Origin of the sequence: Nonomuraea sp. CA-143628 (genome assembly GCF_050942315.1) — a bacterium.
GTDB lineage: Bacteria > Actinomycetota > Actinomycetes > Streptosporangiales > Streptosporangiaceae > Nonomuraea.
In genome coordinates this window covers 12,293,034-12,306,781 of the sequence record NZ_CP192072.1, presented here as the reverse complement: position 1 = coordinate 12,306,781, position 13,748 = coordinate 12,293,034, and the positions used below count along the sequence as shown (strand labels likewise).

The following is a 13,748-nucleotide window of genomic DNA, read 5'->3' as shown; positions in this document are numbered from 1 at the left end:
TTCCCTCGATCATTCGTTGGACCAGCAACACGGGTGAGGTCCGGCTGGAGGAGTCCGGGTGGCCGATCTGCGGAATGTCGTCGAAGCGTTGATTCGCCGGCCGGTGTTCTGGCGGGCCGATCCGCCGTTGCCCACGGTGCTCGTGACGGGCCCCGAGGCGCTCGCCGCGGCCGAGCTGCTCGCCAAGCCGTTCGAGGACGCTGTGCCCTACGCCCACGTCAAGGAGGGCGAGCACAAGTCGATCCAGGCGCTCGTGGAGGCTCTGGCGGGGGAGCAGGGCGAGCTGGGCAAGCCGGTGGGCGGGTCGCTGCTGCCGCCGCCGCGCTTCCCGCTGGCGCAGTTCGTGCTGTGGGCGAGGAAGCAGCGGCACCTGCCGCCGCCGGGCAACAAGTCCGATGACTGGCTGCCGGCTCCGGGCACGCACACGGGCTACCGGATGTTCAAGGAACGGCTCAAGGACTGGCAGCGGAGCAGCCGCGACAGCGACCGGGGGCGCAGGACCTCGGCCGACTTCCTGGCGCGCGCCGCGACGACCTGGGTGCCGGTCGGCACGCTGGCCGTCTGGTGGTTCAACGGCCCCGCCGACCTCGTCGGCCTCGCTCCGTGGGTGCTCGGCCTGTTGGTGGCCGCGCTCGGCACCACCGGCCAGGCCTTCTTCTCGATCAGGGGGACGCTGTTCACCGGCTGGCTCCGCAATCAGCCGTACATCCGGCGCGATCCGTTCGAGGGCCCTGCCAAGTACGCGCTTCGCCTGGCCAATGCCAAGGGCGCGGATGACGACGCGGACATCAAGCGTGACGACACGGACGTCGAGCGGTTATTGGTCCACGCGCTGATGCGCGATCTGCGCGAGGCGTACAAGAAGTGGATCATCCCGTGGCCGAGCTGGGGCAGGGGGCTGTACGCCCTGCTGCTGATCGAGGTCGTCGAGCCCGACGGGGTCAACGCGCGGTTCCTGCGGCTGGTGGAGGAGACCACTAGGACGACCGGGTTGCTGCCGCCGATGGTGGTGCTGGCGGCCGTGTCCTCCGTCCCGCCCGGACCGCCGATCGGGTCCGCGGAGCTGGGCCGGCTGCCCGAGGTCGTCGGGCGGTGGCGGGCCGCGGCCCGGTTCCGTGTCCCTGACCTGCGGATCGGCATCCGGGTAACGGACGTGCCCGCCGTCGGGGAGTATCCGCCGGTGCTGCCGCGCAGGAAGCGGGCCCTGGCCTACTGGACGGCCATCGGGCTGCTGCTGGTCCTGCCGTTCGCCCTGGTCTTCTGGGTGCAGCGGGACAGGGCCGCGCACTGCGGCGGCCTGCAATGGGCGGAGCGGAGCGGCACCGAATGCGTCGGCATCGTGAACGCCACCGGCGCCACGCCGAGCGACCTCTTCGACGGTGCCATGAAGGAGCTGGTCAAGAAGATCGACGCGAACAACGGCTACGCCCTCGGCTCGGGACGGTACGTCAGCGTGGTCCTGTTCGGCGAGTTCTCGATCACGAAGACGGAGGCGAACGACACCCGGCTGGCGACCGCCCTGTCCGAGCTGGAAGCGGTGGAGGAGCAGCAGCGGACCGCCAGCACCACGCCCCGGCTGCAGGTGCTGATCGCCAACGCCGGCGACAACTTCCGCCACGGCCGCCGGACGGCGCAGCTCATCACCGAGCTCGCCGCGCGGGACCCGCACGTGATGGGCGTGATCGGCCTGCCGCGCAGCGTGGAGGGCGTCAGCCAGGCGATCGAGGTGTTGCATCTGGCGAAGATCCCGATGGTGGCGACCACGGCGACGGCGGACCGGATCGGCTACGTCGGCGACTCCGCCGACGGCAAGCGGCCCGGCCAGCCGTCCCCCTACTACTTCCAGGTGGGGCCGACCAACTTCCGTGAGGCGACGCTGGGCGCGCGGTTCGCCCGGCGCATGCTGCTCGCGGACGTGGCCAAGCCGTCCGCGGTCATCGTCCAGGACGAATCGATCACCGACCAGTACACGAAGAACCTGGCCGACGACTTCGAGACGGCGCTGAAGGCGCAGGGAATCACGGTCAAGGAGCCGAAGGACTACAACGTCGAGTCGGGCGGCATCCAGGAGGCCGCTGTGGCGGCCTGTGCCCTCAAACCGAACGTCTTCCTCTATGCCGGGCGGGCTTCGGAGTTCCTCGGCTTCCTGACCTCGATAGAGGGCAGCGGCTGCAAGGACGCGAAGGTGCTCGCGGGCGACGACGTCGTCAGGGCGATGGCCGACCACGCCGGTGAGATCGCTCACATGAAGCAGATGGAGGTCTACTACGTGGCGCTGGCGCACCGGGCGGTGTGGAACCAGAGCGCCACCAAGCAGACCGCGTTCATCAGCGGCCTGCTCGCGGGCGCGCACCCGAAGTCCTCCGACGACAACCTCATCCTCACCTTCGACGCGGCCAACGTGCTCTACCAGGCGGCCAGTACCGCCTACCGGGCCGGAGCGCAGGAGGGTGGCGGCCTGCCCAGCCGGGGCGACATCCTTTACCGGCTGACCCGGCGGGTCTGGAACGGCTCCAGCGGGAAGATCGACTTCGGCTCCGCCGATCTGCACGCCCCGGTCGACAAGGCCTTCGCGATCATGAAGGTGGACGTGGCGCGGGCGGGCAACCCGAAGCCGGTCGTCCGCTGCGGCTCGCTGGACGCCACTGAGCCGCCCCCGAAGGACGCCGTGTGCGCCGGCCTGCCCGACACCGCGCCTCAATGACGCCCTGCTGAAATGACGTACGGCTGCCGCGTCGGAACGCGGCAGCCGTACGAACAGCGGGATCGAGACGTCAGATGGTGCCGACGACCTCGGAGGCGCCGGGAACGTCGCTGAGGGGACGCGACGCCGGGCCGATGTACTTGGCGCTCGGGCGGACCAGGCGACCCGTGAGCTTCTGCTCCAGGATGTGCGCGGCCCAGCCGGCCGTGCGGGCGCAGGTGAACATCGAGGTGAACATGTGCGAGGGCACCTCGGCGAAGTCCAGCACCACGGCCGCCCAGTACTCGACGTTCGTGGCGAGCACCCGGTCGGGCTTGCGCGCGTGGAGTTCCTCCAGCGCGGCCTGCTCCAGAGCGGCGGCGACCTCGTAACGAGGCGCGTTGAGCTCCTTCGCGGTACGGCGCAGCACCCGCGCGCGGGGGTCCTCGGCACGGTAGACGCGATGGCCGAAGCCCATCAGCCGGCTGCCCTTGTCGAGCTCGCTCTGCACGTACTTCTTGGCGTCGCCCAGGTGCTCGACGCCTTCGATCATGTGCAGCACCCGGGCCGGAGCACCGCCGTGCAGCGGGCCGGACATGGCGCCGACGGCACCGGAGAGCGCGGCGGCCACGTCGGCGCCGGTGGAGGCGATGACCCTAGCGGTGAACGTGGAGGCGTTCATGCCGTGCTCGGCGGCCGAGGTCCAGTAGGCGTCGATCGCCTTGACGTGGTTGGGGTCGGGCTCGCCACGCCAGCGGACCATGAACCGCTCGACGATGGTCTTGGCCTCGTCGACGCGGCTCTGCGGCACCATCGGCAGGCCGAGGCCGCGCGCCGACTGCGCCACGAAGGACAGCGCCATCACGGAGGCGCGCGCGAGCTGGTCGCGGGCCTCCTCGTCACTGATGTCGAGGAGCGCCTTGAAGCCGTAGGCCGGGGCCAGCATGGCCAGCGCGCTCTGTACGTCTACGCGGATGTCACCTGAGTGGACAGGAATGGGGTACGGCTCCGCCGGGGGCAGGCCCGGCTGGAACTTGTTGTCGACCAGCAGGCCCCAGACGTGCCCGAAGGGGACACGGCCGACCAACTCCTCGATGTCGACACCCCGGTAGCGAAGGGCGCCCCCTTCTTTGTCCGGTTCCGCGATCTCGGTCTCGAAAGCTACAACGCCCTCGAGGCCGGGTTTGAAGTCGGACATTCTCGGCCGCCTCCCTTTCTTGCCATGTAGCGGCAATGCCTTGATGTCGAGATACCGGCGGGTCAATTTAACCCCCTACCCGCCCGTGGTCGGTCTCCGGACCCGCCGGAACGCGAAAGCCGCTGGTAGGGAGTGTTGTGTGGGATCTGCCACCAAGCGCGCAAGAATACCGTCTCGTGGATGCCACCTCGCGCCCGCCCGCGCTGGCGGGGCTTCGCCGTACGTATGAGGGCGAGCCGCTGCTCGAAGCAGATCTCTCCGCCGATCCGATCACCCAATTCGCCACCTGGTTCCAGGAGGCGCTCACCGCCGGCCTGCCGGAACCGAACGCCATGGTGCTGGCCACGGCCTCGGCCGGCGGCCGGCCGAGCGCCAGGACCGTCCTGCTGAAGGGCTATGACGAGCAGGGGTTCGTCTTCTACACCAACTACGAGTCGCGCAAGGGCCGCGACCTGGCCGAGAACGCCCGCGCGTCGCTGCTGTTCCCCTGGCACCCGATCCGCCGCCAGGTGCGGATCGAGGGCACGGTGGTACGGCTCTCGCACGAGGAGTCGGCCGACTACTTCAACTCCAGGCCGTACGGCTCGCGGATCGGGGCCTGGGCCTCGCGCCAGTCCGCGGTCGTGCGGTCCAGGGAGGAGCTGGACGCCCGCTACGACGAGCTCGCCGCCCGGTGGCCGGAGCATCCGCCCGTTCCCGACTTCTGGGGTGGGTTCCGGGTCAGCCCGCTGGAGGTGGAGTTCTGGCAGGGGCAGCTTGACAGGATGCATGACAGGCTGCGATACCGGCGAACCCGCCCCGGATGGGTTCTGGAGAGGCTTGCCCCTTAATGTGCCTTAAGTGGCAATCGGGGAGCTGGTCAAGCGTCATCTCATAGACATACGGCCGCTGGCCGTTCCCACCTATCGGCGCCTCTGGTCCGGTCAGGCCATCGCCAACATCGGTATCGGCGTGACCGTCGTCGCGGTCAGCAAGCAGGTTTGGGACCTCACCCAGTCCTCGTTCTGGGTCGGCCTGCTGGGTCTGGCCAACCTGCTCCCGCTCATGGTGTTCGGGCTGTGGGGCGGGGCGTTCGCCGACGCGGTCGACCGGCGCCGGCTGCTGATCACCAGCTCGCTCATCTCCTGGGGCGCGACGCTCTTCATCCTGGCCCAGGCCCTCCTCGGCCTGGGCAACGTCTACCTGCTGCTGCTCGCCGCGGCCGTGAGCGCCACCGGGTTCGCGATGACCTCGCCCGCCCGCGGCGCGATCATCCCGAGGATCCTGCCCGCCGAGCTGGTGCCCGCCGCCAACGCGCTCAACTCGCTGGTCTTCGGGTTCGGCGCGATCATCGGGCCGATGATCGCCGGCGTGCTGCTGGCCTGGCAGGGCTACGCGCTGGCGTACGGGATCGACGCGGTGCTCTTCACGGCCAGCCTGTACGCGGCGATCCGGCTGCCCCGGCTGCTCCCCATGGGCGAGATCCAGCGGCCCGGCTGGCGCTCGGTGATCGACGGCCTGCGCTACATCGCGACCGGGCCTGTGCTCCTGATGTCGTTCGTCGTGGACATCATCGCGATGGTGTTCGCGCTGCCCAGGGCGCTGATCCCGCAGGCCGTGTCCGAGCGCTTCGACGGCTCGCCGATCGCGCTCGGCTGGCTGTCGGCCGGCATGGCCATCGGCGCGGTGCTCGGCGCGCTCGGCTCCGGCTGGGTGGGCCGGGTACGCCGCCAGGGGGTGGCGCTGACGGTCACGATCGCGCTCTGGGGGCTCAGCGTGGCCGCGGCCGGGTTGGCCCAGCAGCTGTGGCTCATGGTCGTGCTGATGGCCGTTGGGGGCGTGGCCGACATGGTCTCGTCGGTCTGGCGGCAGTCCATCCTGCAACTGCACGCTCCCGACGAGATGCGCGGGCGGATGCAGGGGGCGTTCATGGTGGTCGTGGCGGGCGGACCGCGCCTGGGCGACCTGCGGGCCGGGCTGACGGCCGTGTGGTTCGGGCTGACGTGGGCGTGGGTGGGCGGCGGGCTGGCGTGCGCCGTCGCGGTCCTGATCGTCGGACTGTCGGTGCCGAGCTTCCGGAACTACCGGGCCGGTTCGCCGACGGTCAGCCGATCGCAGCCCTGACACCCGGCCGCGTCCCGCCGCGGCGCGGCGAGATCGAGGCGGTCGGGAAGGAACCGGGCTGCCCCGGTGTTGTCGTCCATCACCATCGTCGCTCGTTCTCCCCATAGGGTTCCCGTGTGACTTCTGTGCCCGTCGCCGACGGGTCCAGCCCATGCCCTGACCGGCGTAGCATTCAGTTGGGAGGAGCCTTGACCGCACACGGCCTGATCGACACCACGGAGATGTACCTCCGCACGATTTTCGAGCTCGAGGAGGAGGGCATCGTCCCGTTGCGCGCGCGCATCGCGGAGCGGCTCCAGCAGAGCGGTCCCACCGTGAGCCAGACCGTGGCCCGGATGGAGCGCGACGGCCTGGTCCGCGTCGAAGGTGACCGCCACCTGTCGATGACCGACCTCGGGCGCACCCTGGCCACGCGCGTGATGCGCAAGCACCGGCTCGCGGAGTGCCTGCTGACCGAGGTGATCGGCCTGCCCTGGGAAGACGTGCACATCGAGGCGTGCCGCTGGGAGCACGTGATGTCCGAGTCCGTGGAGACCCGGCTGGTGACGCTGCTCGACAACCCGACGGTGTGCCCGCACGGCAACCCGATCCCCGGGCTGGGCGAGCTGGGCGCCAGAGAGCCCGTCGAGGGTGGCCCCAGCCTCTTGACATCCATGTCCGACCTCGCCGGACCAAGAGATATACCCGTGGTCGTGCGGCGAATTAGCGAACAAGTGCAAAGCGATCCTGCTGTGATGCTTAAACTCAAGCAAGTTGGGATACAACCCGGACGCGAGGTGACGCTCGCGGCGAGCGACGACGGTGTGCGGGTGACAGGTGACGGTGACGCGAACGACACTCTCGCGGAGCTTCCGCGTGACGTTGCCGCGCATGTTTTCGTCTCCAGGCGCTGACTCGCCCGCTACTCCTTGGTTGAATCCCTACTGGGAGGCCCTCCACTCCCGGCCGGTCGACGCTGTTGCAGGAGTGCCCGTGGTTCGCATTGCGCACATGCCCTCCCTAGGAGTGGTCTCCGGATGAAGCGTTGGGGGGATGTGTCCCAGGAAGAGGCTGATCATCTGGCGGCCGAATCCGTGCTTGATCATGCCGAGATGGCGGTCGTGGTGACCGACCGTTTCAGCAATCTCCTCTATTGGAACCCGTTCGCCGAGAAGCTCTTCGGCCGCCCGTCGAAGTCGTCACGTGACACCTCGATGCTGTCGCTGGGCATCATGGAGAAGGACCACCCGCTCGCCATCGAGCTCACCAAGCATGTGCTCAAGGGCGGCGTGTGGGAGGGCACCTTCGACGTGCGGCGGGGTGACGGCACGATCGTCTACGTCCGCGCCCAGGCCGTGCCGCTGCGCCACCCCTCGGGGTCGGTGACCGGCATCGTGGTGACCGCCCGCGAGGCGCTGCGCAGCAACGAGCGGGAGAAGGACCGCTTCGGCCTGCTGGAGCGCATCGGCGAGCGGCTGGCCGGCTCCCTCTACGTCGAGGAGACGCTCAAGCGGGTGGCCGAGATGCTCGTCCCGCAGTTCGCCGACCACTGCTTCATCGAGTTGATGGAGGGCGACCGGCTGGTCCGGCGGGTCTCGCAGCACGTCCAGGGCTGGAGCCCACCGGCCGGCACCTGGAAGCCCGTGGGCGCGGAGATCCGCTACCCCGCCTCCCACTACGCCGACACCGCGCTTCGCCGCCAGGAGACCATCCTCGTCGAGGACTTCGCCGTCAGCAGCTTTCCGTCGCCGAGCGAGGGCAGCGCCAAGCTGTGCGGCGAGGTCGGCATGACCTCCGCCATCGTGGCCCCCCTGTGCGTACGCGGCGAGACGCTCGGCCTGATGTACCTCGGGCTGTCCAACCTGACCGACCGCCGCAGCCCCCACTACGACGCCTTCGACCGCGACTTCGTCGGCGCCATCGCCACCCGGGTCGCGCTCGCGATCGACAACGCGCTGCTGTTCGAGGAGGAGCGGCACACCGCCGAGTCCTTCCAGAAGCACCTGCTGCCGCGCGCGCTGCCCCAGCTCGACGGCCTGCAGATCGCGGTGCGCTACTACCCGGCGGCCCCCCTCGCCTCCCACGGCCAGGGCATCCAGACCCAGGTCGGCGGCGACTGGTACGACGTGATCCCGCTGTCGGCCGGTCGCGTCGGCATCGTCATCGGCGACGTGGAGGGCCGGGGCGCCAAGGCCGCGGCCATCATGGGCCAGCTCAGGGCGGCGCTGCGGGCCTTCGCGCAGGACGACAAGTCACCGGCCGACATCCTGGCCAGGCTCGACGAGTGGACCCGCATCATCGCCACTCCCGAGAAGGACGACAGCGGCGCCGACATCAGCGTCCCGCCGATCGTGACCTGCCAATACCTCGTCTATGACGCCTGGTCGCGGCAGTTGTCGTTCGCCAACGCCGGGCACGCGCCGCCGTTGCTGCTCGTCGACGGCCAGTGCGTCGAACTCGACATCGAGGAGGTCGGCCAGCCGTTGGGCGTACGCGCCAAGGGCCTGCACGCCGACCTGGTCTACAAGGAGGAGACGCGCACGCTGCCGCCCGGCGCGGCGCTGCTCCTCTACACCGACGGCCTGGTCGACCGCCGTCCCGGCCGTGACGGCCGGATGCCGACCGACGAGGAGACGCTGGGCGTCCTCTGCGAGAAGCTGGCGAAGATGGCCGACGCCGAGGTGGAGCGGGTGGCCGACGCGGCGACCGTCGCGGTACCCGGCGAGATCGACGACGACATGGCGATCCTGGTGGTCCGGTCGAGCGAGTCGGACCTCGACGTCGAGGAGCGCACGTTCCCGGCCCAGCCGATCATGGTCGGCGAGGCGCGCCGGATGGCCTCCGAGGCGTTCGGCGGCTGGAACGTCCCCGAGGAGCGCGCCGAGCTGGCCTGCCTGCTCGTCTCCGAGGTCGTCACCAACGTGGTGCTCCACGCGGCCCACGGAAGCGTGCCCCGCAGGGAGCTGGTGGTCGAGGGGCCGCCGCTGCCGTTCGAGGAGTCGTGGGACGTACCCGGCTTCGAGGACGAAGTGGTGAGCGACAAGGAGTTCACGCTGCGGCTGCGCAGAGGCGAGGAGTCGGTCTGGGTCGAGGTGTTCGATCAGGACCTTCGCCTGCCGCGGATCCGCAGCGCGGGGGAGAACGACGAGGGCGGACGGGGCCTTTACCTGGTGGACCAACTCGCCAGGCGCTGGGGGTCGAGACCCACCAGGGAAGGCAAAGCCGTCTGGTTCGAGATTCCCACCCGTAGCCGTTGAGTGATTGGCTCGGGGCCATGGACCTGGCCTTCGAACGACGCGGCACCGGCGAGCCACTGATCCTCCTGCACGGCATCGGGCACCACTGGCAGGCATGGCTGCCGGTCATGGACCGCCTCGCCGCCTCACGCACCGTCATCGCCCTCGACCTGCCCGGCTTCGGCGTCTCGCCCGGCCTGCCCGACGGCACTCCCTACACCGCGGAGTCGCTCGCCGACGCGGTCGAGTCGTTCTGCGCCCTGCTCGGTGTGCGCGAGCCGCACGTCGCGGGCAACTCCCTCGGCGGCTACATCGCGCTGGAGCTGGCCTCGCGCGGCGTGGTCCGCACCGCCACCGCACTGTCGCCCGCGGGTTTCTGGTCGCGCTCCGAGCTGCTGTACTGCCGGTCGGTGCTGCGCGCGCTGCGCGCCACGGCCAGGGCGCTGCCGCCGGAGCAGTCCATCGGGCTCGCCGAGAACCCCCTCGGCCGGGCCCTGTCGGCCGGGCTCCTGGTGGCCCATCCGTCCCGGCTGTCGCCGACGGCCCTGATCGCCGCCACCCAGGCGTTGGGTGGTGCGCCCGGCTTCGACGAGACGCTGGAGGCGTTCGCCGGAGTGATGCCGCCCGCGCCGCCCAAGTCGCCCATCACGATCGCCTGGGGCGAGCACGACCGGCTGCTGCCGCGCCGTCAGGCCGTACGCGCCGCCAGGTGGTCGGGGCAGCGGGTCAAGCTGCTCAAGGGCTGCGGTCACGTGCCGATGAGCGACGACCCGGGGCTGGTGGCCCGGGTGCTGCTGGAGGGCAGCGGAGGTTAGGCGGCCTCCAGGTTGGCGGCCATCTGGTTCAGCACCGCGAGGGTGGTCTGGTAGTCCTGCGTGCTCACGCCCTCGGTGGCGAGCCGCCTGAACTCCGTCACGCGATCGAGGACCGCCGCGTGGACCGTCTTGCCCTCATCGGTGAGAGTGGTGCCGGTGATCCATCCCCTGGCGGTCAGCTCGCGCACCGCGTCGCCGACGCCGTCGAACGCCTTCAGCGCCTCGTACGGGTCGTCGCCCTCGGCCACGGCGTTGAGCGCCTGCCATTGGCGGCGCGAGAGGTCATGGTCGTGGAGCGCGCGGGCCATCGTGTCCTCAAGGAGGGCGTGGACATGCTTGAGGAGGAAGCCGATTCTTCGGTTCATGGATGTATAATAGCAACTATATGTACTCTGACAATGAAATTGCCGCGGTCGAGCGCGCGATGGTCGCCATCAGACGCAGGCAGAGCAGGCGCGCGCTGGCGCGGCTGCAGGGCGCGCCGGGTCCGGAGTTCGAGGTGCTCGACGTGATCGAGTCCGCGAGCGCTGGAACGGCTGCCACCGTCTCCACGGTGGCCGAGGCGCTCTCGATCGACCAGCCGAGGGCGAGCAGGCTGGTGGCGGCGGCCGTCGCGGCCGGCCTGGTCGAGCGGCGGGCGGATCAGGCCGACGGGCGCCGGGCGCTGCTCGTGCTGACCGACGCCGGCCGGACGGCACTGGAGCAGGCGCATCGCGGCAGGCAGGCGGCTTTCGCCGAGGCGATGACGGGATGGTCGGAGGCGGAGCGCGCGGAGTTCGCGCGGCTCCTCACCCGCTTCGTCGAAGGGCTGCCCGGCTAGCGGACCGTCTGCCCATAGATGAGCAGCATGACGATGACGAAGACGATCATCACCCCGACGTAGCCCACCGGCCCCAGGCGCATCGCACGCCGCACGCGGTTGAGCCCCCAGGCGAACAGCAACGCCAGGAAAACCAGCAGGATCAGGCCGCCATCCATGCTGACCAGTATGCGGTGTCGGAGCGCTTCCCGCGTGGGTAGCTGGCTTCTGATCTTGACATGCGCCTGACGAACCGACAGCCTGGGCGATCTTTGACCGTCCTTACCGAGGAAGACAACCGTGCACTTATTACGTGGTCAACAGTGGATCCGCGTCATGGCAGTGGCCGCTCTGGTGGTTACCCCCCTTACCGGAGCGAATGCCCCAGCCGCGGCGGCCGACGACACGATCGTCCTGCCCCTGGAGACCCAGCCCCAGATCAAGCGTCCCACCCTGGACGGCATCAAGCGCGCGGCCGCCAACCAGCGCGGCACTCTTGAGGCGGCCGTCGAGGCGTACGTGGCCGAGACCGCCGCCACCTCACCCACGGCTTGGGCGAACCAGCCCGACGGCAGGGCGAGCATCCCCGACGTCATGGTCGACGACCTGTCGGCGGTAGAGCTGGACGACCTCGCGGCCCTCGCCAAGGACACCGGGACCGACTTCGCCGAGACGATCGATCGGCATGGTTGGACGTCGGCCTACCGGAAGGTCGCGGCCGAGCTGGAGGAGGCGTTCCCGCAGGAGTTCTCCGGCGCGGTCCGGGCCGAGGACGGCTCCAGCGCGTGGTTCGGCTTCAAGAACGCGATCCCCGAGCAGGCGGTCGCGCTCGCCAAGACGCTTCCCGCAGAGGTGCGGCTGGTCGGCGGGCGCGGCTTCTCGGAGGCGGAGCTGGCGGAGGCTTCGGAGAACGCGCACGTCGCCGCGATGGCGGACCCGGCGGTCGCGGGGGCGAGCACGTACTACGAGATCCAGACCGGCGTGATCCATGTCTCCGCGGAACTGCGGGAGGCGGGGATGCCGCAGGCCGAGCGGGATGCCGTACGCGACCGGCTCGCGTCCGCACGGACTCTCAGCGCGGGCATGAAGGTCGAGGTCGAGGTCTCTTCCCTGCCGGCCTCGGTCCCGCAGGACGATTACCTGCGCGGTGGCGGCTACCTGACCGGATGCACCGCGGGGTTCAACCTCAAGTACGCCACCACCAGCACCAAGCGGATCGGCACGGCCGGGCACTGCGGTTCCACCGAGTTCAGCACGTACACCAATCACAGTGCTGACGGTGGATCGACGGGCGTCATGGAGATCTGGTCTCATCAGGGGAAGTGGGGCGACATCGGGTATTACGACACCGGCGGCTTTACGCCCACGCGCACCTTCTACTACGACTTCAGCAAGAAGCGTTACGCCGACTCTCGTTCAGGCATGCCGGCGGTCGGCGACACGGCCTGCAAGTTCGGCAAGATCAGCGGGCGCGTCTGCACCAGCGTGCGCTACCGCAATGTCTCGGTCAACTCGCTGCGGCACATGGTCATCTCGAACTCGACCGACTGCGCCAGCGGCGACAGCGGCGGCCCCTGGTATCACGGCGGCATGGCCATGGGCATCCACCAGGGCCTGATCCGCAAGTCCGGTGACACCTTCCGGTGCTCGTTCACGCCGGCGTACCTGTACCAGAACAGAAACTACGACGTCTGGCAGCGCTGACCACGGACGAAGACGCCCTCCTCGGCCGGAGGGCGTCATGCGTCCGGGTTCTAGAACCCGAAGGACCTTCCGATGATCTCCTTCATGATCTCGGTGGTTCCGCCGTAGATGCTCTGGACGCGGCTGTCGATCCACGCCTTGGCGACCGGGTACTCCATCATGTAGCCGTAGCCGCCGTGCAACTGGAGGCAGCGGTCGATGACCTTGTTCTGGAGCTCGGTGGTCCACCACTTGGCTTTGGCGGCGTCGACCACGGTCAGCTCCTTGGCGTTGAGCGCCCGGACGCACTTGTCCACGTAGTGGCGGGCGATCTCCGTCTCGGTGGCCAGCTCTGCCAGGACGAACCGGGTGTTCTGGAAGGACCCGATATTTCGTCCGAAAGCCTGACGGGACTTGCAGTACTCGATGGTCTGCTCCAGCACCGTCTCCGCCGCTGCGACCGCCGCCACCGCGATGGACAGCCGCTCCTGCGGCAGATTGTTCATGAGCTGGAAGAAGCCCTGGCCCTCCTCGGCGCCGAGCCGGTTGGCCACGGGGACGCGGACGTTCTCGAAGAACAGCTCGGCCGTGTCCTGCGCCTTCATCCCGATCTTGTCGAGATTGCGACCTCGCCCGAACCCCTCCATGCCCCGCTCGACGACCAGCAGCGTGGTGCCGCGCGCCCCGCCCGCGGGGTCGGTCTTGGCGACCACCACGACGAGGTCGGCGTTGATCCCGTTCGTGATGAACGTCTTCTGCCCGTTGACCAGGTAGTGATCGCCGTCAAGGACCGCGGTCGTCCTGACCCCCTGCAGGTCGCTCCCGGCGCCCGGCTCGGTCATCCCGATCGCCGTGATGAGCTCGCCGCTGACGAACCCGGGCAGCCAGCGCCGCTTCTGCTCCTCGTCCGTCAGATCGACGAGGTACGGCGCCATGATGTCGTTGTGCAGCCCGAACCCGAGCCCTGACGCGCCGTGCCGGATGATCTCCTCGACGATGACCGCGTTGAACCGGAAGTCGGTGACACCGGCTCCGCCGTACTCCTCGGGGACGGAGAACCCGAACAGGCCGATCTCCCCGGCCTTCTTCCACACATCACGCGGGACGATGCCGTCCTTCTCCCACTGGCCGTGGTGTGGCACGACTTCACGGGTCATGAACTCGCGCACGGTCTCCTGGAAGAGCAGGTGCTCCTCGTCGAAGAGGTCTCGCCGCATCGGTCGCCTCCAAGTGGGGGTGGTCGTGCTGGACA

12 protein-coding genes are annotated in these 13,748 nt (G+C 69.4%); 8 read left to right on the top strand and 4 right to left on the bottom strand.

Annotated features, from left to right (window positions below; all coding sequences use genetic code 11):
- Positions 1-58 precede the first annotated feature (58 nt).
- Positions 59-2,704, top strand: a complete 2,646-nt coding sequence (locus ACQP2T_RS55645) for an ABC transporter substrate-binding protein (protein WP_433512810.1) — start codon at positions 59-61, stop codon at positions 2,702-2,704.
- A 70-nt stretch (positions 2,705-2,774) separates the two neighbouring features.
- Here ACQP2T_RS55645 and ACQP2T_RS55640 read toward each other — a convergent pair whose 3' ends face one another.
- Positions 2,775-3,881, bottom strand: a complete 1,107-nt coding sequence (locus tag ACQP2T_RS55640) for a citrate synthase 2 (RefSeq protein WP_214643257.1) — start codon at positions 3,879-3,881, stop codon at positions 2,775-2,777.
- Positions 3,882-4,057: 176 nt separating this feature from the next.
- Here ACQP2T_RS55640 and pdxH point away from each other — a divergent pair, with 176 nt between their 5' ends.
- From pdxH to ACQP2T_RS55615, 5 genes are all read left to right on the top strand, one after another.
- Entirely contained in the window at positions 4,058-4,711 is a 654-nt protein-coding gene (gene pdxH, locus ACQP2T_RS55635; protein ID WP_225294082.1) for a pyridoxamine 5'-phosphate oxidase, read from the top strand.
- Between the two features lie 10 nt (positions 4,712-4,721).
- A complete protein-coding gene (locus ACQP2T_RS55630; protein WP_433512809.1) occupies positions 4,722-5,984 on the top strand; it encodes an MFS transporter in 1,263 nt (420 codons plus the stop codon).
- Between the two features lie 188 nt (positions 5,985-6,172).
- On the top strand, positions 6,173-6,877 hold the full coding sequence (locus tag ACQP2T_RS55625; protein ID WP_358202105.1) for a metal-dependent transcriptional regulator: 705 nt from the start codon (positions 6,173-6,175) through the stop codon (positions 6,875-6,877).
- 123 nt (positions 6,878-7,000) lie between these two features.
- Positions 7,001-9,220, top strand: a complete 2,220-nt coding sequence (locus ACQP2T_RS55620) for a SpoIIE family protein phosphatase (RefSeq protein ID WP_433512808.1) — start codon at positions 7,001-7,003, stop codon at positions 9,218-9,220.
- The gene (locus ACQP2T_RS55615) at positions 9,217-10,014 is read left to right on the top strand and encodes an alpha/beta fold hydrolase (protein ID WP_433512807.1); all 798 of its coding nucleotides are present in this window, start codon (positions 9,217-9,219) and stop codon (positions 10,012-10,014) included. Before ACQP2T_RS55620 ends, ACQP2T_RS55615 begins: the two co-directional genes overlap by 4 nt.
- On the opposite strand, the gene ACQP2T_RS55610 is transcribed toward ACQP2T_RS55615, so the two are convergent.
- Complete coding sequence (locus tag ACQP2T_RS55610) at positions 10,011-10,379, bottom strand: MarR family transcriptional regulator (protein WP_433512806.1); 369 nt, start codon at positions 10,377-10,379, stop codon at positions 10,011-10,013. The two genes, ACQP2T_RS55615 and ACQP2T_RS55610, sit on opposite strands and share 4 nt — an antisense overlap.
- A gap of 20 nt (positions 10,380-10,399) precedes the next feature.
- On the opposite strand from ACQP2T_RS55610, the gene ACQP2T_RS55605 reads away from it, so the two are divergent.
- Complete coding sequence (locus tag ACQP2T_RS55605) at positions 10,400-10,834, top strand: MarR family winged helix-turn-helix transcriptional regulator (protein WP_433512805.1); 435 nt, start codon at positions 10,400-10,402, stop codon at positions 10,832-10,834.
- Here the strand turns inward: ACQP2T_RS55605 and ACQP2T_RS55600 are convergent.
- Positions 10,831-10,992 carry a hypothetical protein gene (locus ACQP2T_RS55600; protein ID WP_393474418.1) on the bottom strand — a complete coding sequence of 54 codons (162 nt, stop codon included), beginning with the start codon at positions 10,990-10,992 and terminating at the stop codon, positions 10,831-10,833. The two genes, ACQP2T_RS55605 and ACQP2T_RS55600, sit on opposite strands and share 4 nt — an antisense overlap.
- Before the next feature lie 157 nt (positions 10,993-11,149).
- Here ACQP2T_RS55600 and ACQP2T_RS55595 point away from each other — a divergent pair, with 157 nt between their 5' ends.
- A complete protein-coding gene (locus ACQP2T_RS55595) occupies positions 11,150-12,517 on the top strand; it encodes a S1 family peptidase (RefSeq protein ID WP_433512804.1) in 1,368 nt (455 codons plus the stop codon).
- A gap of 50 nt (positions 12,518-12,567) precedes the next feature.
- Here ACQP2T_RS55595 and ACQP2T_RS55590 read toward each other — a convergent pair whose 3' ends face one another.
- Positions 12,568-13,713, bottom strand: a complete 1,146-nt coding sequence (locus ACQP2T_RS55590; protein ID WP_433512803.1) for an acyl-CoA dehydrogenase family protein — start codon at positions 13,711-13,713, stop codon at positions 12,568-12,570.
- Positions 13,714-13,748 lie beyond the last annotated feature (35 nt).

Excerpts from the sequence above, each read along its gene's own strand:
- ACQP2T_RS55600 (WP_393474418.1), bottom strand. The coding sequence starts at position 10,992 with ATGGATGGCGGCCTGATCCTGCTGGTTTTCCTGGCGTTGCTGTTCGCC.
- ACQP2T_RS55590 (WP_433512803.1), bottom strand. The coding sequence starts at position 13,713 with ATGCGGCGAGACCTCTTCGACGAGGAGCACCTGCTCTTCCAGGAGACC.
- ACQP2T_RS55605 (WP_433512805.1), top strand. The coding sequence starts at position 10,400 with ATGTACTCTGACAATGAAATTGCCGCGGTCGAGCGCGCGATGGTCGCC.
- ACQP2T_RS55620 (WP_433512808.1), top strand. The coding sequence starts at position 7,001 with ATGAAGCGTTGGGGGGATGTGTCCCAGGAAGAGGCTGATCATCTGGCG.
- ACQP2T_RS55640 (WP_214643257.1), bottom strand. The coding sequence starts at position 3,881 with ATGTCCGACTTCAAACCCGGCCTCGAGGGCGTTGTAGCTTTCGAGACC.
- ACQP2T_RS55610 (WP_433512806.1), bottom strand. The coding sequence starts at position 10,379 with ATGAACCGAAGAATCGGCTTCCTCCTCAAGCATGTCCACGCCCTCCTT.
- ACQP2T_RS55595 (WP_433512804.1), top strand. The coding sequence starts at position 11,150 with ATGGCAGTGGCCGCTCTGGTGGTTACCCCCCTTACCGGAGCGAATGCC.